The sequence below is a fragment of the Pseudomonas sp. DTU12.1 genome (genome assembly GCF_009873475.1).
GTDB lineage: Bacteria > Pseudomonadota > Gammaproteobacteria > Pseudomonadales > Pseudomonadaceae > Aquipseudomonas > Aquipseudomonas proteolytica.
Genome location: NZ_CP045254.1, coordinates 5,143,508 through 5,161,191 on the forward strand (window position 1 = coordinate 5,143,508; position 17,684 = coordinate 5,161,191).

The following is a 17,684-nucleotide window of genomic DNA, read 5'->3' on the forward strand; positions in this document are numbered from 1 at the left end:
AGATGTACTCCCACTAATTATTTTTTTTGCGGGTAATTGTTGTGTGTTGCGTAACGCTGGCTCTTGTAGGAGCGAGCTTGCTCGCGAAAAACTTCAGGGCGACACGTCCTACCTGGATGTACGCGTTATCGTTGACGTTTTTCGCGAGCAAGCTCGCTCCTACAGAAATCCCCTCTTTCCAGGGCTGGGTTTATGAGCCGATGTAGCTGGTTTTCACCACGGTGTAGAACTCTTGCGCATAGCGACCTTGCTCACGCGAACCGTAGGATGAACCCTTCCGGCCACCAAAGGGAACGTGATAATCCACACCTGCGGTCGGCAGGTTGACCATCACCATCCCGGCCTGGGAGTGGCGCTTGAAGTGGTTGGCATACTTGAGCGAGGTAGTCGCGATGCCCGCCGACAGGCCGAACTCGGTGTCATTGGCCATGGCCAGCGCCGCCTCGTAGTCCGCTACGCGCACCACGTTGGCCACTGGGCCGAAGATTTCTTCACGGCTGATACGCATGGCGGCCTCGCTGTCGGCAAACAGTGTCGGCGCCAGGAAATAGCCCTCGGTGTCGCAGGTCACCAGGCCACCACCGATGACCAACCGCGCGCCTTCGCCTTGGCCGATATCGATGTATTTCAAGTCCTGGTCCAACTGGGCCTGGGACACGACCGGGCCGATATCCGTCCCGGCATGCAGGGCATGGCCGACCTTGATCGATTGCATGCGCTCGGCCATGGCCGCGACAAACCGGTCATGAATCCCGGCCGTCACGATAAAGCGACTCGATGCCGTGCAGCGCTGGCCAGTGGAGTAGAAGGCACTCTGCACCGACAGTTCGACGGCCTGCTTGAGGTCAGCGTCGTCGAGAATGATCTGCGGATTCTTGCCGCCCATTTCCAACTGCACCTTGGCCTGGCGCGACACGCAGCTGACCGCGATCTGCCGCCCCACGCCCACGGAACCGGTGAAGCTGATGCCATCGACCTTCGAACTGTTGACCAGCGCATCGCCGACCACGCGACCACTGCCCATCACCAGGTTGAACACGCCACTGGGGAAGCCGGCGCGGGAGATGATTTCTGCCAGGGCCCAGGCGCAGCCGGGCACCAGGTCGGCCGGTTTGAGCACCACGCAGTTGCCATAGGCCAGGGCCGGGGCGATTTTCCAGGCGGGGATGGCAATCGGGAAGTTCCATGGGGTGATCAGACCCACCACGCCCAAGGCTTCGCGGGTGACTTCGACATTCACCCCTGGGCGCACCGACGGCAGGTAATCACCGGACAAGCGCAGGCACTCACCGGCAAAGAACTTGAAGATATTGCCGGCGCGGGTCACCTCGCCGATGGCTTCCGGCAGGGTCTTGCCCTCTTCGCGAGCCAGCAGCGTACCGAGTTCTTCGCGGCGGGCGAGGATCTCGCTGCCGACTTTATCCAAGGCGTCATGCCGGGCCTGGATGCCGGAAGTCGACCACGCCGGGAACGCCGCGCGCGCGGCGTCGATGGCGGCGTCGACCTGGGCCAGATCGGCCTTGGCAAATTCGCCGATCACATCCGACAGGTCCGAGGGGTTGATATTGCTTGAGTAGTCAGCACCGGCCACCCACTGGCCACCGATGTAGTTGTCAAAACGCTTGGCTTGGGACACGAATCTTCTCCTGACGCAAAAAGCCGCTGATCACTCAGCGGCTTTATTCATGGGTTATTGCGCACCTTGCTTGTCGATCAGCGCGGCCAGGGCTTCATATTCTTCTGGCAGCAGATCGGTCAGCGGGGTGCGCACTGGGCCTGCGTCATAGCCGGCGATTTTTGCACCCGCCTTGACGATGCTCACGGCATAACCGGCCTTGCGGTTACGGATGTCGAGATAAGGCAAGAAGAAGTCGTCGATGATCTTGTCGACAGTGGCGTGATCTTCCCGGGCAATCGCGTGGTAGAAGTCCATCGCGGTTTTGGGAATGAAGTTGAACACCGCCGAGGAATACACCGGGACGCCAAGCGCCTTGTAGGCTGCGGCGTAAACCTCGGCGGTCGGCAGGCCGCCCAGGTAGCTGAAACGATCGCCCAGGCGACGGCGGATCGACACCATCAGTTCGATATCGCCCAGGCCATCCTTGTAGCCGATCAGGTTCGGGCAACGTTCGGCCAGGCGTTCGAGCAGTGGCGCGGTCAGGCGGCAGACGTTGCGGTTGTACACCACCACACCAATTTTTACTGACTTGCACACCGCCTCGACGTGGGCGGCGACGCCGTCCTGGCTGGCTTCGGTCAAGTAGTGCGGCAGCAGCAGCAGACCCTTGGCCCCCAGGCGCTCGGCTTCCTGGGCGTATTCGATGGCTTGGCGCGTGGAGCCGCCGACACCGGCGAGGATCGGCACACTGGTGGCGCAGGTATCAACGGCGGTTTTCACCACTTGGGAATATTCACTGGCTGCCAGGGAGAAAAACTCACCGGTGCCGCCTGCCGCGAACAAGGCAGTGGCGCCGTAGGGGGCCAGCCACTCCAGACGCTTGATGTAACCCGCCTGGTTGAAATCACCCTGGGCATTGAAATCGGTGACCGGGAAAGACAGCAGACCGTGGGAAAGGATGGACTTCAGTTCTTGTGGATTCATTATTCGAACACCCTGGATAACGACTGATACTGGGGAATGGTTTTTGTTGTCGTACGTCATCGTACAACTATAAAAATATTCGTCAACACTATTTCGTCGACTTGCATGGGACTCGAGGACGTTTACTGACAAGCCCCTTGACGTAGGAAATTGCTCCGCTATTCTTGCGATAGCTGTATATACATACAGCTATCAAGGAAGAATCCTACGACATAGCAAGGAGCTAACATGTCAGAACTTGAATCGGTCATCACCCGCAAGCCCCTCCCCTCCCTACGCTTCGAAGGCGGCGAGCACACCGCTATTGGCGATGAGACGCTACTGCGGTTCGTACAGGGCGAGCCCTCTATTCCGGGGGCGCAAGTCAAACTGCATCTGCCTAATGGCCTGGCTTTGACCTATGGCCAGATCATCGCCCTGGGCGGTGATTTCTATGGGATCCCCGGCCAGCCCATCAGCGACGGTGCATCACCAGCCGAGCGCGTGCAGCGCTTTACCGCCGCGTTCAACTCCCTGGCCACGCTGCCGGCGTCGCGGGACGAAGCGGGCAAAATTCTCGCGGTCATGCAAAAGGAGATCAACGCGGTCAAGCAGGCCATCAAGGAGGGTAAGCAGGCCCATGAAGCCTATGACGCACTCGGAGATACGTTGTCTGAAGAGTGGAATCGCATCACCGGCGGCGGCAGCGTCGTTTCAGCCATGGTGCCCTTGGGGCGCTACCTTAAGCTGGCCGCCGACAACGCCGATCATTTCGGCGAATGGGCGCTGTCAGCCTATCTGGCTGGGCACACCGGCGCCCTGCAACAAGCGGTCGTCGCCCACCAAAGTGGCAGCGACCAGCAATTGGAACTGGCTTATGCCATGAACAGCTTTGCTGATCACTTTTTGACCGACCTGTTTTCCGCGGGGCACCTGCGCGTACCGCGCAAGCAACTGGCTCGCGTAGTCACACCGGGTGAGCTGGGGTCGTTGATCAGCCGCTTCATGCATGACGAAGACAGCAAGTTCGGGCTCAAGGTACGCAACGCACTGGGTGATGAGTGGCACGCCTATGGCGACAAACGCTATTTCGACAGCAATGATGCGGCCAACCGCGCTCAGGTCAAACGCGCGGTGCAGGCCTCGGCCGATGAGATTTTCGAGGCCTATGTCAGTGGCATCCTGCCCTCCCCGGCCACGTACAAGGCACCGCTGTACGTGCCGGACCTGAATGCGGTGAACAACCCGAGTACTAACTTCTCACCGCTGTTCAAGGCCGAGGGCGACAAGGTGCTGCGACGCAAGGACGTCAACAACCTCAACGACAAACAGTGGACGAATGATTGGTGGGGCTGGAGCACCTACCTGCTGCTGCAAAACTACACACCCAATACTCCAGCCTGAAACCAGGCGCAGATGCCGGGACGCCGGCATCTGCGCCATCGACGAGCATCAGCCGCGCTGCGCCTGCGCCTCTTCATGTGCCTGGCGCAACCGCTCGCGGCTGTTTGTCAGGTGCAGGCGCATCGCCGCTCGCGCCGCATCCGAATCCTGGCGGGCGATCGCTTCGTAAATTTCTTCGTGCTCACGGCTCAGGCGGCTCATGTAGTGCTGCTGGTCATCATGGGCCAGGCGCGCTGAGTTCAGGCGCGTACGCGGGATAATGCTGGTGCCCAGGTGCGTCATGATATCGGTGAAGTAGCGATTGCCGGTGGACAACGCAATCTGCAGATGGAACTGGAAGTCCGACGCCACTGCATCGCTGGCGTGCGCCGCACTTTCATTCAAGGCATCGAGGGCGGCGCGCATCGCGGCCAACTGTTCGTCGCTGCGACGCTGGGCCGCGAGGCCGGCGGATTCCACTTCCAGGCTGATGCGCAGTTCCAGAATCGCCAACACATCGCGCAACGTCACCACCGTCGCCGGATCGATCCGGAACCCGCTGGGGCTCGGCGTATCCAGCACAAAGGTGCCGATGCCATGCCGGGTCTCCACCTGCCCGGCCGCCTGCAGGCGCGAGATCGCCTCGCGCACCACCGTACGGCTGACCCCATGGGCTTCCATGATCGCTGACTCGGTGGGCAACTTATCCCCACGATTGAGCTGGCCGTCGCGGATCTGCTCGGACAACACCGTGACCAGTTCCTGGGCAAGGCTGCGACGCTTGCGGGGAAGACGCGGGGCGGTGCTGAGGTTTTCCATGGGTAACCAATTATCTCGATGATCTGAAGGCGCATCATAGCCCAAGCAGGTTGTACGATCACCGCTCACCGCGACTTTGTAGCGCGCAAAAAAATACCCCGGCCAAAGCCGGGGCACTTTTTCAGCACGTGCCCGCAGGCGCATGCTCCATCACTTCACCACTTTCAAGCTCGGCCGGCCCGTAGGGCGCGGCGGCTCGGAGTCAGGCGGCGGCAGGTCGTCATCTTCAACTTCGATCGCTTCGTCGTCGTCAAGCGACGACTCCAGATCAAACACCATGCCCTGGCCATTTTCCCGGGCATAAATGCCCAGGATCGCGCCGATGGGCACATAGAGCGTATGGGGTACACCACCAAAACGCCCTTCAAAGCTGACCGCTTCATTGTCCATGTGCAGTTGGCGTACGGCACTGGGCGAAACGTTCAGGACAATCTGTCCGTCACTGGCAAAACCTTGTGGCACCTGCACCGCAGGAAACTCGGAATTGACCAGCATGTGCGGGGTGCAATCGTTATCCACAATCCACTCATAGAGCGCGCGGACCAGATAAGGTCGACTGGAGTTCATCAACGGCTCCTTAAGCCTTAGCGCATATCACGTTCGACGCCAGACAGACTTGCCTGGAAAGCCTCACGCGCAAACTGGCGCTCCATGTAATCAAGCAGCGGCTTGGCAGGCCGCGGCAATTCAATGCCCAAAATCGGCAAACGCCAGAGTATGGGTAATAGGCAGCAATCCACCAGGCTTTGTTCCTCACTGAGGAAAAAAGGTTTGTCGGCGAACAACGGTGAAACGCCGGTCAGGCTCTCGCGCAATTCCTTGCGCGCCTGCACACGGGCCGCTTCTTTGCTGCGTGTATCCAGAATCAGATCCACCAGCCCACACCAGTCACGCTGGATCCGATGGATCAGCAAGCGGCTGTTGGCACGCGCCACCGGATACACCGGCAGCAAAGGTGGATGGGGGTAACGCTCATCCAGATATTCCATCACCACGGTTGACTCCCACAACGCCAGGTCACGATCGACCAGGGTGGGCAAGCTGCCGTAAGGGTTCACTTCGATCAGTTTCGGCGGATGACGACCCACCTCCACACTGATGATCTCGGCGCTGACACCCTTCTCTGCGAGCACGATGCGTACTCGGTGGGAATAGTGGTCGGCGGGGTCGGAGTAACAGGCCAACCGGTTGGTCACGCCCATGGCGGTCCTCCTCGCTTGTTGAAATTATCGAAAGCTCAAAAACGAGCGCGCCCAGAAAGCATCTCCCGTAACACCTGGATCAACCAGAGCGTTACCCGTTCAGAGACGTCGCTGGGCGCGCAAGATTAACAGCAATTGCCTAAGGTTGGATCAATGCACATCCTTCCAGTATTCACGCTTGAGCAAATAAGCGAATACGAAGAAGAAAGCCAGGTACAGCAACACATAGGTACCGATGCGTTGATGCTCCAGTTTGACCGGGTTGGCGGAGTACGCCAGGAAGGTCACCAGGTTCTTGACCTTCTCGTCGAACTGCTCCTCGTTCAGCGCACCGCTCTTGGGCACGATGGTCAGTTGATCACAGGCCTCATGGGTCAACGGTGTGCCGGTCAGCGGGTCATATTGCTTCTTGCCGTTTTCCACGACTTGAACCTGCTTGCATCCTACCACCTGACGCCCTTGCAGGCCGACCAGCACGTTAGGCATACCGACGTTCGGGAACACCTTGTTGTTCACGCCCCATGGACGTGTAGGGTCTTCGTAGAACGACTTCAGGTAGCCATACAGCCAGTCGGTGCCGCGTACGCGCGCTACCAAGGTCAGGTCGGGCGGTGCAGCCCCGAACCAGGCCTTGGCGTCGGCCGGTTGCATGCCGATGTTCATGTGGTCACCAATCTTGGCGCCGGTGAACACCAGGTTCTTGAGCATCAGCTCATGGGGGATACCCAGGTCGTCGGCAACCCGCTCGTAACGCTGGAACTTGGCGCTGTGGCAGCCCATGCAGTAGTTGGCGAACGTACGGGCGCCGTCTTGCATGGCAGCCTTGTCAGAAACGTCGATGTCGACTTTTTCCAGTTCCGCGCCGTGCTCGGCCGCGAAGGACAGTACCGGCAGGGCAGCAAGAATCAATGCAGCAAATAATTTTTTCATCAGCCAGTCACCCTTTCCGGAACCGGTTTTGTCTTCTCGAGCCGGGTGTAGAACGGCATCAGAATGAAGTAGGCGAAGTACAGGAAGGTGCAGACCTGCGACAACAACGTCCGCTCAGGGGTTGGCGCCAATACGCCCAGCACGCCCAGGATCACGAACGAGATGCAGAACACCCACAGCCAGATCTTGCTCAGCCAGCCTTTGTAGCGCATGGACTTGACCGGGCTACGGTCAAGCCACGGCAACACGAACAGCACGGCAATGGCTGCACCCATGGCGATAACGCCCATGAGCTTGTCGGGGATCGCCCGCAAAATGGCGTAGAACGGCGTGAAGTACCAGACCGGGGCAATGTGTTCCGGGGTCTTGAAGGCGTTCGCCTGTTCGAAGTTCGGCTTCTCAAGGAAATAGCCGCCCATTTCCGGGAAGAAGAACACGATCGAGCAGAACACAAACAGGAACACCACCACGCCGACGATATCCTTGACGGTGTAGTAAGGGTGGAATGGAATGCCGTCCAGCGGAATGCCGTTCTCGTCCTTGTGCTTCTTGATGTCCACGCCGTCCGGGTTGTTCGAACCCACTTCGTGCAGCGCCAGGATGTGCAGCACTACCAGGCCGAGAATCACGATCGGCAAGGCCACCACATGCAAGGCAAAGAAGCGGTTCAGAGTGATGCCCGAGATCAGGTAGTCACCACGGATCCACTGGGTCAGGTCATTGCCGATGACCGGGATCGCGCCAAACAGCGAGATGATCACCTGGGCACCCCAGTAGGACATCTGGCCCCAAGGCAGCAGGTAGCCCATGAAGGCCTCTGCCATGAGCGCCAGGTAGATCAGCATGCCAAACACCCACACCAGCTCACGTGGCTTCTGGTACGACCCGTAGAGCAAGCCACGGAACATGTGCAGATAGACCACGATGAAGAACGCCGAAGCGCCAGTGGAGTGCAGCAGACGCAGGATCGAGCCGTACTCGACATCACGCATGATGTATTCGACGGAGGCGAATGCTTCTTCTGCCGACGGGGTGTAGCTCATGGTCAGCCAGACACCGGTAACGATCTGATTGACCAGTACCAGCAATGCCAGGGAACCAAAGAAATAGAAGAAGTTGAAGTTCTTCGGCGCGTAATACTTGCTGAGATGGTCTTCCCACATTTTGGTGGCGGGGAAGCGCGCATCCACCCAATCCATGAACTTGCTCATTACGCGCTCTCCTTATCGACACCAATGACAATAACGTCGTCAGATTCGTAGTTGTGCGGCGGAACCGGCAGGTTCAACGGGGCAGGCTGGGATTTGTAGACGCGACCGGCCAGGTCGTAGTGGGAACCGTGGCAAGGGCAGAAATAGCCGCCGACCCAGTCCTTGCCCAGGTCCACTGGCGCGACTTCCGGGCGGAAGGTCGGCGAGCAGCCCAGGTGGGTGCAAAGACCGACCAGCAGCAGGATCTCTGGCTTGATCGAACGCACTTCGTTTTGGGCGTAGGCGGGTTGTTCGGAATTCTTGGACTCGGGGTCAGACAGCTGGCCCTCGATCTTCTTCAGATTCCCCAGGATTTCCTCGGTACGACGAACGATGAATACTGGCTGGCCGCGCCACTCAGCAATCATCTGCTGGCCTGGCTCGATCTTGCTGACATTCACCTTCACCGGTGCACCTGCGGCTTTCGCCTTGGCACTGGGAAACCATGACCCCACGAACGGGACCGCAGCCCCCACCGCTCCTGCAGCACCCACCACGGATGTGGCTGCTACCAAGAAGCGACGCCGGCCTGCATTCACGCCGTCATTGCTCATTCAGTCCTCTCCCATCAGCTTTTTGGCCTGTTAAATCAGGCGTCTACTAAGTATTAAATCTGAACTTATAAAAATTTTGCCGAATGGTAATGAAAAGCCCCACCTCTGACAAGGTAATTACCCGGAGCCTAAGCCCCAAGCCTTGTAGTATAGGGGGTCTACGGATGTGGCAAGTTGTCACACAGAAAAAACCCGCACAAAACGCGGGCAATAAAAAACGCCCAGCTCCGTGAGGAGGCTGGGCGTTTTTGTGGAACGTAAAGCGAATTAACGCTTCGAGTACTGCGGACGCTTACGCGCTTTACGCAGACCGACTTTCTTACGTTCAACTTCACGGGCATCACGAGTCACGAAGCCAGCTTTGCGCAGAGCGCCGCGCAGGGTTTCGTCGTACTGCATCAGAGCGCGAGTGATACCGTGGCGGATTGCGCCAGCTTGACCACTTACACCGCCACCGATAACGGTGACGTAGATGTCGAACTTTTCAACGGTCTCGGTCAGTTCCAGCGGCTGACGAACTACCATGCGGGCAGTTTCGCGGCCGAAGAAGTTGTCCAGAGTGCGGTTGTTGATCGAGATGTTACCAGTGCCCGGACGCAGGAAAACGCGTGCGGTTGCGGTTTTGCGACGGCCAGTGCCGTAATTTTGAGTCGCCGACATAATGAACTATTCCGTTAAAACTTCAGTTCTTGGGGCTGCTGAGCAGCATGAGGGTGAGCAGCGCCCGCATAGACTTTCAGCTTGCGATACATGTCGCGACCCAGTGGGCCCTTCGGCAGCATACCTTTAACCGCGATCTCGATCGGGGCTTCAGGCTTCTTGGCAATCAGGCCTTCGAAGTTCGAAGACTTGATACCGCCTGGGAAACCGGAGTGACGGTAGTACATTTTGTCGCTTGCTTTGTTGCCGGTTACACGAACCTGCTCAGCGTTGATGATTACGATGTAGTCACCGGTATCAACGTGAGGGGTGTACTCAGGCTTGTGCTTGCCACGCAGACGGCTGGCGACTTCAGTGGCCAGACGACCCAGGGTCTGACCAGCGGCGTCGACGACAAACCAGTCGCGCTGAACTGTTTCCGGTTTTGCAGTAAAAGTTGTCATTCTTTAATAGCCTCAGGGGCCGCCCTGTAAATTAGACGGCGGATCTTACTGAATAGTGCGTACTTTGACAAGTCAAAGGCAGCCGGATACAGACGCTATCGGGGGCTCGGGTCAGCGCGTCCGTTCAACGGCAAGATTCTTCGGCAGGCGGCGCATCACTTCCACTGCAGAAAGAGGTGGGCAATTATGCAGATTGCGAAAAAAAATTCAACCTGCTTTTATGATTGTTTTCCCGAAGGAGCACCCGATGAAGTATCGACAGCTGGGCCGGACCGATCTGAACGTGAGCGAGATCTGCCTCGGGACCATGACCTGGGGTGAGCAGAACACCGAGGCAGAGGCCTTCGCGCAGATTGAGCGGGCCAAAGGCGCGGGGATCAACTTCCTCGATACCGCAGAGATGTACCCGGTGCCGCCCAAGGCCGACACCTATGCCACCACCGAGCGCTACATCGGCAATTACTTCAAGAGCCGTGGCGACCGCGCCGACTGGATCCTCGCCAGCAAGATCGCCGGCCCCGGCAATACCATCGACTACATCCGCGATGGCCACCTCAAGCACAACCGCAAACATATCGTCGACGCCCTGGATGCCAGCCTCAAGCGCCTGCAGACCGACTGGATCGACCTGTACCAGTTGCACTGGCCGGAACGCAGCACCAACTTCTTCGGCCAACTGAGCTACAAGCACCAGGAAGAGCCCGACCTGACACCCCTGGAAGAAACCCTCGAAGCCCTCGACGAGCAGGTCAAGGCCGGCAAGATCCGCCACATCGGCCTGTCCAATGAAACGCCCTGGGGCACCATGAAGTTCCTGGCCCTGGCCGAGGCCCGTGGCTGGACCCGCGCAGTGTCGATCCAGAACCCCTACAACCTGCTCAACCGCAGCTTTGAAGTGGGCCTGGCGGAGATCGCCATCCGCGAGCAATGTGGCTTGCTGGCTTACTCGCCCCTGGCGTTCGGCATGCTCAGCGGCAAGTACGAAGGCGGCGCACGGCCAGCCAAGGGCCGCTTGAGCCTGTACAGCCGCTTCAGCCGCTACTTCAACCCGCAATCGGAAGCCGCGTGCAGCCGCTACGTGGCCCTGGCCCGCGAGCACGGCCTGGACCCGGCGCAGATGGCCCTGGCGTTTGTGACGCAGCAGCCGTTTGTGACCAGCAATATCATTGGCGCCACGACGCTTGCGCAGTTGGATAGCAACATCGCCAGTGCCGACCTGAAGCTGTCGAAAGAGGTGCTGGAGGGGATTGAGGCGATTCAGAAGGATCATCCCAACCCTGCGCCTTGATTGACCTTTAGGCCGCCTTCGCGAGCAAGCCCGCTCCCACATTCGAATGTGTTCACACATCAAAATGTGGGAGCGGGCTTGCCTGCGATGAGGCCCTCAAAGGCACCGAAGATTCACAATGCCCGCGCAATGATCTCCTTCATGATCTCGTTGGTCCCAGCATAAATGCGCTGCACGCGCGCATCCGCCCAGGCCCGGGCGATCGGGTACTCCCACATGAAGCCGTAGCCGCCGTGCAACTGCACGCACTCGTCGAGCACCTTGCATTGCAGGTCAGTGGTCCAATACTTGGCCATCGCCGCCGTGGGCACGTCCAGCTTGCCTTGCAGGTGCTGTTCCAGGCACTTGTCGACAAACACCCGGCCGATCTGCACCTCGGTGGCAATCTCCGCCAGCTTGAAGCGGGTGTTCTGAAAGTCCGCAATCGCCTTGCCAAACGCCTTGCGCTCGCGGGTGTAGTCCAACGTCCATTGCAATGCAGCTTCGGCCGAGGCCAGGGCGCCGATGGCCACGGTCAGGCGCTCCTGGGGCAACTCCTGCATCAGGTAGGCAAAGCCCATCCCCGCCTGGCCCAGCAGGTTCTCCTTGGGCACGCGCACATCCTGGAAGAACAGCTCGGAGGTGTCCTGGGCCTTCATCCCGACCTTTTCCAGGCGCTTGCCCTTGTCGAACCCCGGCGTATTGGCCTCGACCAGAAACAGGCTGGTGCCTTTGGCGCCAGCCTTGGGGTCGGTCTTGGCCACCACAATCACCAGGTCCGCCAGGAAGCCGTTGGTGATAAAGGTCTTGGAGCCGTTGATCACATATTCGTCGCCATCCAACACGGCAGTGGTCTTGACCCCTTGCAGGTCGGACCCGGCACCCGGCTCGGTCATGGCAATCGCGGTGACCATTTCCCCGGACACCAACTTGGGCAAGTACTTGTGCTTCAGTGCCTCACTGCCGTAATGCAGGATATACGGCGCAACAATGTCCGAATGCAGGGAGAAGCCAATGCCGGTCAGCCCCAGGCGGCCGATCTCTTCGATCACCACGGTGCTGTAGAGAAAGTCGGCGCCCAGGCCGCCGTATTCTTCCGGTAGATGGGAACAGAGCATGCCCGCCTCCCCCGCCTTGCTCCACAGATTGCGATCAATATGCCCCTGCTTTTCCCATTGCGCATGGAACGGCACCGCGTCCTTTTCAAGGAAGGTGCGCACGCTCTGACGGAAGAGTTCGTGCTCGGAGCTGAACAAGGTTCTGGGAATCATGGGTCACCTGCGTCGATTGTCAGACAAAAACAAGATCACAGAGCCTAAGCTGCACGGACGTCACAGGACACTGGACACATGCGACAAAAAATAAGACGATCCAGCCGTTAGTTGACCACTTTCCCCTATAAGAATAATCGAAATTATGTCTAGCCTCGTCTCCACGCCCTTGCGGCGCGTCAGCATTTTGGCCATTGATCGGGTGTTTGCTTCAACCCTCATGCAAGCCAAGGATTTTTTCCACCTCGCCAGCCTGCGTTACGGCAAACAGCAAGGCCTGGGCCTCACGCCAGCCTTTGAAACCCGCCTTGTCAGCCCCGACGGGCAACCGGTATGTAGCTTCAGCGATGTGATCATGCCGGTGGACGGCGGCCTGGAAAACGCCGACATCATTGTGCTCCCAGCCTTCTGGGATGACTTCGACGCCCTGAGCAAACGCTACCCGCAGATCCTGCCATGGCTGCGTGAGCAGCATGCCCGGGGCGCAGTGCTGTGCGGTGAGGCCACCGGGGTGTTCTGGCTCGCCGAAGCCGGCCTGCTCGATGGCAAGGAGGCGACCACCTACTGGCGCTTCTTCAATGCGTTCAGCGAGCGCTTCCCCAAGGTCCAGCTCAATCAGGACAAGCACCTGACCGACGCCGACAACCTGTACTGCGCCGGTGGCACAACATCGGCCTGCGATCTTTATATCTATCTGATCGAGCGTTTCTGCGGCGCCAATATTGCCCAGGCCGTGGCCCGCGACATTCTCTACGAAGTGCAGCGCAGCTACGCACCGGGGCGCATCGGGTTTGGCGGGCAGAAGCTGCACCAGGACGTGATCATCCTGCAGATCCAGCATTGGCTCGAAGAGCACTTCGCCGACAAGTTCCGCTTTGAAGACGTCGCCCGCGAACACGGCATGAGCATCCGCAACTTTATGCGCAGGTTCCAGACCGCGACCGGCGACAAGCCGCTGCACTACCTGCAACGCCTGCGGATCGAGACCGCCAAGGGGTTGTTGTCGGGCAGCCGCAAGAGCATCAAGACCATCAGCTACGAGGTGGGTTACGACGATGCGAGCTTCTTTGCGCGGCTGTTCAGGCAGCACACGGAGTTGTCGCCGAACCAGTATCGCCAGCAGTTCCAGCAGGCCGCCTAACTAAAGCCGGGCACAATCAAATGTGGGAGCGGGCTTGCTCGCGAATGCGGAGTCAGTTAACGAATAAGTCGACTGATACACCGCATTCGCGAGCAAGCCCGCTCCCACATTTTGGTTCGGTGTTTGCCTAAGGCTTGTGCGCCCGCGCCAGGAACTCGTGGGACTGCATTTCCAGCAAACGACTCAAGGTGCGCTGGAATTCGAAGTTCAAGCGACCGCCGGTGTAGAGGTCCTTGAGTTCGACTTCAGCTGAAATGATCAGCTTGACGTTACGGTCGTAGAACTCATCGACCATGTTGATAAAGCGCCGGGCGATGTCGTCGGTGGTGACGCTCATTTGCTCCACGCCACTCAAGATCACGGCATGGAAGATCTTGCCCAGTTCGATGTAGTCGTTCTGGCTGCGCGGGCCGTCGCACAGTTCGCGGAAGTCGAACCAGGCCACGTCGTCACAGGTGCGCAGGGCGATGATCTGGCGATTTTCGATGATCAACTTATCGTTTTCCACCGCCTGTGTGCATTCCGGCGTCAGCGCGCGAAAGCTCTTGCGCAGGCTTTCATGGGCCGCTTCGTCGAGGGGGAAGTGGAACAGTTCCGCCTGCTCAAGGTGACGCAGACGGTAGTCGACGCCGCTGTCGACGTTGACGATATCGGTGTGCTGCTTGATCAGGGCGATGGCCGGCAGGAAGCGCGCGCGTTGCAGGCCGTCCTTGTACAGGCCGTCGGGCACGATGTTCGAGGTGGCGACCAGAGTCACGCCGTTCTTGAACAACTCTTCCATCAGGGTGCCAAGGATCATCGCGTCGGTGATATCGGACACGAAGAACTCATCGAAGCAGATCACACGCGCCTCTTGGGAGAAGCGTTTGGCGATGATGGTCAGCGGGTTTTTCTCGCCGTGCAGGGTCTTCATCTCTTCGTGCACACGCTTCATGAAGCGGTGGAAGTGCGTGCGCGATTTTTCCTTGAACGGCAGCGCTTCGAAGAAGGTATCGACCAGGTACGTCTTGCCCCGGCCCACGCCGCCCCAGAAATACAGGCCCTTGACCGGCACCTGGTCTTTCTTGCCAAACAACTTGCTGAGCATCCCGGGCTTGCTCTGCGAGGCCGCGACCAGGTCTTCGTACAGGCGCTGCAAATGGCGCACCGCCGTTTCCTGGGCCGCATCATGGAAGAAGTCGGGGCGCTTCAGATCAGCTTGATATCGTTCTAGGGGCGTCATAATTTCGTTAGCAAGGCAACAAAAACGGGCCGTCACTGTAACGACGGCCCCGGATAATGGCAATCAACCCTTGGTCGGGTCAGTCCTCGATGGGGGTCAATGCCACGCGCACAGCTTGGATGGCGGCATCCCGCGCAGCCGCATCGGCAAAGGCCGGGCTGTCGGCGACACAGGCGCCTTCGAGCCACACACTGAAGCCCAGGGCCTCACTGCGCACATCCAGCGCCTGGCCGGACTGCAACTGCTTGGTGGCAGCACCTGCCGCCTTGCCGTCGGCAAAGTTGCGCGACAACAACAGTTGCTCGCCATCAGCCGCCAGCAGGCGGAAACGGAAGCTGCCGTCGTCTTCACGGAAGCTGACAAAACGCGCGGCCTTGACTGCCTTCTTCTTGACGCTGGCAGCTTCGCTCGCCTGGTTGACGAACGAACGCAGGCCCACGGCTTCGCGCAGCTCTTGCAGGAATGGAGCGGCCACGGCGCGGGCTTTCTTGGCGCCGACCAGCAACAGGTCTTCCATGTCCGAAGGGCGCGACATCAATTGATGGTAGCGCTCGCGGGCTTCGCCCAACTGGCCGTCCAGCAGTTGGAACAGACGGTTCTTCGCCTCGCCCCAACCCAGGCCATCGAGCAGTTCGCGGCGCAGTTGCTGTTCCTGTTCAGGGGTGGCGAACGCCTGGTACAGAGTGAACAGGTGCGAGTTGTCCGGATCCTTGGCCTCACCCGGCGCGCGGGAGTCGGTGACGATCCGCGAGATCGCGTCCTTCATGTCCTTGGCGGTGGTGAACAACGGGATGGTGTTGTCGTAGCTTTTCGACATCTTGCGCCCATCCAGGCCCGGCAAGGTGGCGACGCTTTCTTCGATCAACGCCTCGGGCATGGTGAAGAACTCACGGCCCTTGCCAAACAGGTGGTTGAAACGCTGGCCGATATCACGGGCCATTTCCACGTGCTGGATCTGGTCGCGGCCGACCGGCACCTTGTGCGCGTTGAACATCAGGATGTCTGCGGCCATCAGCACCGGGTAGCTGTACAGGCCCATGCTGATCCCGGCGTCCGGGTCTTCGCCGTTTTCCAGGTTCTTGTCCACCGAGGCCTTGTAGGCGTGGGCGCGGTTGAGCAGGCCCTTGGCCGCGACGCAGGTCAGCAGCCAGGTCAGCTCGGGAATTTCCGGGATATCGGACTGACGATAGAACGTCACCCGGTTCACATCCAGGCCACCCGCCAGCCAGGTCGCGGCGATTTCCATACGCGAGCGCTGGATGCGCTGCGGGTCATCGCACTTGATCAGGGCGTGGTAGTCGGCCAGGAAGTAGAACGAATCGGCATTGGCATCCTGGCTGGCGAGGATCGCCGGGCGGATGGCACCGGCGTAGTTGCCCAGGTGCGGGGTGCCGGTGGTGGTGATGCCGGTGAGGATACGGGTACGAGTCGTCATGGGTAATCGCTTATCAGACTGCTATCAATTCGAAAGGCGCGGCAGCACCAGATCCTTGAGATCGGTGAGCTTGCCATGAAAAAAGTGCCCGCATTCTGCCACTTTCAGCAGCTCATGGGGGCGTTTCAGGGCTGCGGACCAGTCGTAGACGGTCTGCGGGTCGACCACTTCGTCGGTTTCCGGCTGGATCAGGGTCAACGGGCAGTCCTGTGGCAGCACGTCCTCATCACGCAAACGCATGACCGCCGCAGCCACCATGAACAGGTGCGCGAGTTTTTCGCCCTTGGCTTCCAGGCGCCCGCCCAGGCTTGCAGCAACAAAACCACCGAACGAGAAACCCAGCAAGGTGATGGGCAGGCCCGGGTGCTTTTCACGCAGCCAACCGGCCGCCGCTTCGGCGTCGTCCACTTCACCACTGCTCATGTCGTGGGTACCGGCACTGGCACCCACGCCACGGTAATTGAAACGCAAAGTAATCAAACCGGCATCGCGGGCGGTGCGTTGCAAGGTCGATACGACTTTATTGAGCATGGTGCCGCCCTGCACCGGGTTGGGGTGGCAGATCAGCGCCAGGCCACGTGGCTCGGGGTGATCCAGATACAGGGCTTCCAATTGGCCTACCGGGCCATCGATCAAAACGGGGGTTTCACGCATGAGCAAGGAATGAACTCCGTGACCTCTCAAGGGGTCGACTCGTCTAGCTAAAAGTCTGTGCATGGCATCATTGCGAGCTTAATCGCGGTATACAGCGCAGGTCCGAGCCGTTAACGTAAAGCAAAGCCGTTTATAGAGGAAGGACTCGTGGAACACTCGCTCTTAGTTTGGTTGTTGCCGACTCTTGCCCTGGTTGCCGGTGTCGCCATTGGATTCCTGGTTGCTCGCCTGCTGCCGAATGCCGCGCCTAACCGCACGCAGCGTCAGTTGGATGACATTCAGGAACGTTTTGACAGTTATCAGAACGAGGTTGTTACCCACTTCAACAGCACCGCGACCCTGGTCAAGAAGCTCACCCAGAGCTACCAGGAAGTACAGGATCACCTCGCCGATGGCGCCAACCGCCTGGCCCTGGATGACATCACCCGTCAGCGCCTGCTGGCCGCGCTGCATTCCGATGCCACACAAGCCCCACGGGAGCGCCTGACCCCGCCAAGGGAAAATCAGGAGCCGCCACGGGACTACGCGCCAAAAACGCCGAACGCCCCCGGCATGCTGGATGAGCATTACGGCTTGAAGAAGTAATAAGGTTTCAAGCGATAAAAAGCCCGCCACCGATCACTCGGTGGCGGGCTTTTTTATTTTCTCAAGGCTGGCACGCTGTCCGACGTTGACGATGCTCAAGCCCAGCAGTTCAGCAATCAGCGCCTGGTACAACATCGCCCATCCTCTTCGTCCATGCCCGAGGAATACTCAGCGTCCTGGTTCATTGCTCAGTTTTAGGGCTCCGTGCAGCCTAAGGAAAACTGTTCAGTCGCCGTTCAGCGCCAGACTGAGCGCCTTGCAATCTGCACTGCGAACCTGATGGAGAA

18 protein-coding genes are annotated in these 17,684 nt (G+C 59.2%); 4 read left to right on the forward strand and 14 right to left on the reverse strand.

The window, feature by feature from the left end:
• Positions 1-190: 190 nt before the first annotated feature.
• Together GDV60_RS22745 and kdgD are read right to left on the reverse strand one after the other, a co-directional pair.
• Positions 191-1,636: an aldehyde dehydrogenase family protein gene (locus GDV60_RS22745; protein ID WP_159908821.1), complete on the reverse strand. Its 1,446-nt coding sequence runs from the start codon at positions 1,634-1,636 to the stop codon at positions 191-193.
• 54 nt (positions 1,637-1,690) lie between these two features.
• Positions 1,691-2,602 (reverse strand): 5-dehydro-4-deoxyglucarate dehydratase, encoded by a 912-nt coding sequence (gene kdgD / locus GDV60_RS22750; RefSeq protein WP_029291893.1) that lies wholly within the window; start codon positions 2,600-2,602, stop codon positions 1,691-1,693.
• A 228-nt stretch (positions 2,603-2,830) separates the two neighbouring features.
• On the opposite strand from kdgD, the gene GDV60_RS22755 reads away from it, so the two are divergent.
• Complete coding sequence (locus tag GDV60_RS22755) at positions 2,831-3,985, forward strand: phospholipase (RefSeq protein ID WP_104910906.1); 1,155 nt, start codon at positions 2,831-2,833, stop codon at positions 3,983-3,985.
• Positions 3,986-4,033: 48 nt separating this feature from the next.
• Here the strand turns inward: GDV60_RS22755 and GDV60_RS22760 are convergent, their stop codons facing one another.
• The 8 genes from GDV60_RS22760 to rplM all read right to left on the reverse strand — a co-directional run bounded on the left by GDV60_RS22760 (position 4,034) and on the right by rplM (position 9,822).
• Positions 4,034-4,783 carry a FadR/GntR family transcriptional regulator gene (locus GDV60_RS22760; protein WP_029291897.1) on the reverse strand — a complete coding sequence of 250 codons (750 nt, stop codon included), beginning with the start codon at positions 4,781-4,783 and terminating at the stop codon, positions 4,034-4,036.
• Between the two features lie 150 nt (positions 4,784-4,933).
• Entirely contained in the window at positions 4,934-5,350 is a 417-nt protein-coding gene (locus tag GDV60_RS22765) for a ClpXP protease specificity-enhancing factor (protein ID WP_029291899.1), read from the reverse strand.
• Between the two features lie 17 nt (positions 5,351-5,367).
• Positions 5,368-5,985, reverse strand: a complete 618-nt coding sequence (locus GDV60_RS22770; RefSeq protein WP_027604841.1) for a glutathione S-transferase N-terminal domain-containing protein — start codon at positions 5,983-5,985, stop codon at positions 5,368-5,370.
• Between the two features lie 150 nt (positions 5,986-6,135).
• On the reverse strand, positions 6,136-6,915 hold the full coding sequence (locus tag GDV60_RS22775) for a cytochrome c1 (RefSeq protein WP_029291902.1): 780 nt from the start codon (positions 6,913-6,915) through the stop codon (positions 6,136-6,138).
• Positions 6,915-8,126 (reverse strand): cytochrome bc complex cytochrome b subunit, encoded by a 1,212-nt coding sequence (locus GDV60_RS22780; RefSeq protein WP_003188526.1) that lies wholly within the window; start codon positions 8,124-8,126, stop codon positions 6,915-6,917. The genes GDV60_RS22775 and GDV60_RS22780 overlap by 1 nt, the downstream gene beginning before the upstream one ends.
• Entirely contained in the window at positions 8,126-8,719 is a 594-nt protein-coding gene (gene petA / locus GDV60_RS22785) for a ubiquinol-cytochrome c reductase iron-sulfur subunit (protein ID WP_029291905.1), read from the reverse strand. Before petA ends, GDV60_RS22780 begins: the two co-directional genes overlap by 1 nt.
• Before the next feature lie 267 nt (positions 8,720-8,986).
• The gene (gene rpsI / locus GDV60_RS22790; protein ID WP_003171743.1) at positions 8,987-9,379 is read right to left on the reverse strand and encodes a 30S ribosomal protein S9; all 393 of its coding nucleotides are present in this window, start codon (positions 9,377-9,379) and stop codon (positions 8,987-8,989) included.
• 14 nt (positions 9,380-9,393) lie between these two features.
• Positions 9,394-9,822, reverse strand: coding sequence for a 50S ribosomal protein L13 (rplM, locus tag GDV60_RS22795; RefSeq protein WP_029291908.1), 429 nt, complete (start codon positions 9,820-9,822; stop codon positions 9,394-9,396).
• 247 nt (positions 9,823-10,069) lie between these two features.
• On the opposite strand from rplM, the gene GDV60_RS22800 reads away from it, so the two are divergent.
• A complete protein-coding gene (locus GDV60_RS22800) occupies positions 10,070-11,110 on the forward strand; it encodes an NADP(H)-dependent aldo-keto reductase (protein ID WP_029291910.1) in 1,041 nt (346 codons plus the stop codon).
• A 113-nt stretch (positions 11,111-11,223) separates the two neighbouring features.
• On the opposite strand, the gene GDV60_RS22805 is transcribed toward GDV60_RS22800, so the two are convergent.
• Complete coding sequence (locus GDV60_RS22805; RefSeq protein ID WP_029291912.1) at positions 11,224-12,360, reverse strand: acyl-CoA dehydrogenase family protein; 1,137 nt, start codon at positions 12,358-12,360, stop codon at positions 11,224-11,226.
• 220 nt (positions 12,361-12,580) lie between these two features.
• On the opposite strand from GDV60_RS22805, the gene GDV60_RS22810 reads away from it, so the two are divergent.
• A complete protein-coding gene (locus tag GDV60_RS22810; RefSeq protein WP_169851207.1) occupies positions 12,581-13,501 on the forward strand; it encodes a GlxA family transcriptional regulator in 921 nt (306 codons plus the stop codon).
• 127 nt (positions 13,502-13,628) lie between these two features.
• Here GDV60_RS22810 and zapE read toward each other — a convergent pair whose 3' ends face one another.
• From zapE to GDV60_RS22825, 3 genes are all read right to left on the reverse strand, one after another.
• Positions 13,629-14,723 carry a cell division protein ZapE gene (zapE, locus tag GDV60_RS22815; protein ID WP_029291916.1) on the reverse strand — a complete coding sequence of 365 codons (1,095 nt, stop codon included), beginning with the start codon at positions 14,721-14,723 and terminating at the stop codon, positions 13,629-13,631.
• 79 nt (positions 14,724-14,802) lie between these two features.
• Positions 14,803-16,158 carry a tryptophan--tRNA ligase gene (locus GDV60_RS22820; protein WP_159908823.1) on the reverse strand — a complete coding sequence of 452 codons (1,356 nt, stop codon included), beginning with the start codon at positions 16,156-16,158 and terminating at the stop codon, positions 14,803-14,805.
• 24 nt (positions 16,159-16,182) lie between these two features.
• A complete protein-coding gene (locus GDV60_RS22825) occupies positions 16,183-16,812 on the reverse strand; it encodes an alpha/beta hydrolase (protein ID WP_029291919.1) in 630 nt (209 codons plus the stop codon).
• 147 nt (positions 16,813-16,959) lie between these two features.
• On the opposite strand from GDV60_RS22825, the gene GDV60_RS22830 reads away from it, so the two are divergent.
• Positions 16,960-17,397, forward strand: coding sequence for a YhcB family protein (locus GDV60_RS22830; protein WP_029291922.1), 438 nt, complete (start codon positions 16,960-16,962; stop codon positions 17,395-17,397).
• Positions 17,398-17,684 lie beyond the last annotated feature (287 nt).

Excerpts from the sequence above, each read along its gene's own strand:
- kdgD (WP_029291893.1), bottom strand. The coding sequence starts at position 2,602 with ATGAATCCACAAGAACTGAAGTCCATCCTTTCCCACGGTCTGCTGTCT.
- GDV60_RS22755 (WP_104910906.1), top strand. The coding sequence starts at position 2,831 with ATGTCAGAACTTGAATCGGTCATCACCCGCAAGCCCCTCCCCTCCCTA.
- GDV60_RS22760 (WP_029291897.1), bottom strand. The coding sequence starts at position 4,783 with ATGGAAAACCTCAGCACCGCCCCGCGTCTTCCCCGCAAGCGTCGCAGC.
- GDV60_RS22765 (WP_029291899.1), bottom strand. The coding sequence starts at position 5,350 with ATGAACTCCAGTCGACCTTATCTGGTCCGCGCGCTCTATGAGTGGATT.
- GDV60_RS22770 (WP_027604841.1), bottom strand. The coding sequence starts at position 5,985 with ATGGGCGTGACCAACCGGTTGGCCTGTTACTCCGACCCCGCCGACCAC.
- GDV60_RS22775 (WP_029291902.1), bottom strand. The coding sequence starts at position 6,915 with ATGAAAAAATTATTTGCTGCATTGATTCTTGCTGCCCTGCCGGTACTG.
- GDV60_RS22780 (WP_003188526.1), bottom strand. The coding sequence starts at position 8,126 with ATGAGCAAGTTCATGGATTGGGTGGATGCGCGCTTCCCCGCCACCAAA.
- petA (WP_029291905.1), bottom strand. The coding sequence starts at position 8,719 with ATGAGCAATGACGGCGTGAATGCAGGCCGGCGTCGCTTCTTGGTAGCA.
- rpsI (WP_003171743.1), bottom strand. The coding sequence starts at position 9,379 with ATGTCGGCGACTCAAAATTACGGCACTGGCCGTCGCAAAACCGCAACC.
- rplM (WP_029291908.1), bottom strand. The coding sequence starts at position 9,822 with ATGACAACTTTTACTGCAAAACCGGAAACAGTTCAGCGCGACTGGTTT.
- GDV60_RS22800 (WP_029291910.1), top strand. The coding sequence starts at position 10,070 with ATGAAGTATCGACAGCTGGGCCGGACCGATCTGAACGTGAGCGAGATC.
- GDV60_RS22805 (WP_029291912.1), bottom strand. The coding sequence starts at position 12,360 with ATGATTCCCAGAACCTTGTTCAGCTCCGAGCACGAACTCTTCCGTCAG.
- GDV60_RS22810 (WP_169851207.1), top strand. The coding sequence starts at position 12,581 with ATGCAAGCCAAGGATTTTTTCCACCTCGCCAGCCTGCGTTACGGCAAA.
- zapE (WP_029291916.1), bottom strand. The coding sequence starts at position 14,723 with ATGACGCCCCTAGAACGATATCAAGCTGATCTGAAGCGCCCCGACTTC.
- GDV60_RS22820 (WP_159908823.1), bottom strand. The coding sequence starts at position 16,158 with ATGACGACTCGTACCCGTATCCTCACCGGCATCACCACCACCGGCACC.
- GDV60_RS22825 (WP_029291919.1), bottom strand. The coding sequence starts at position 16,812 with ATGCGTGAAACCCCCGTTTTGATCGATGGCCCGGTAGGCCAATTGGAA.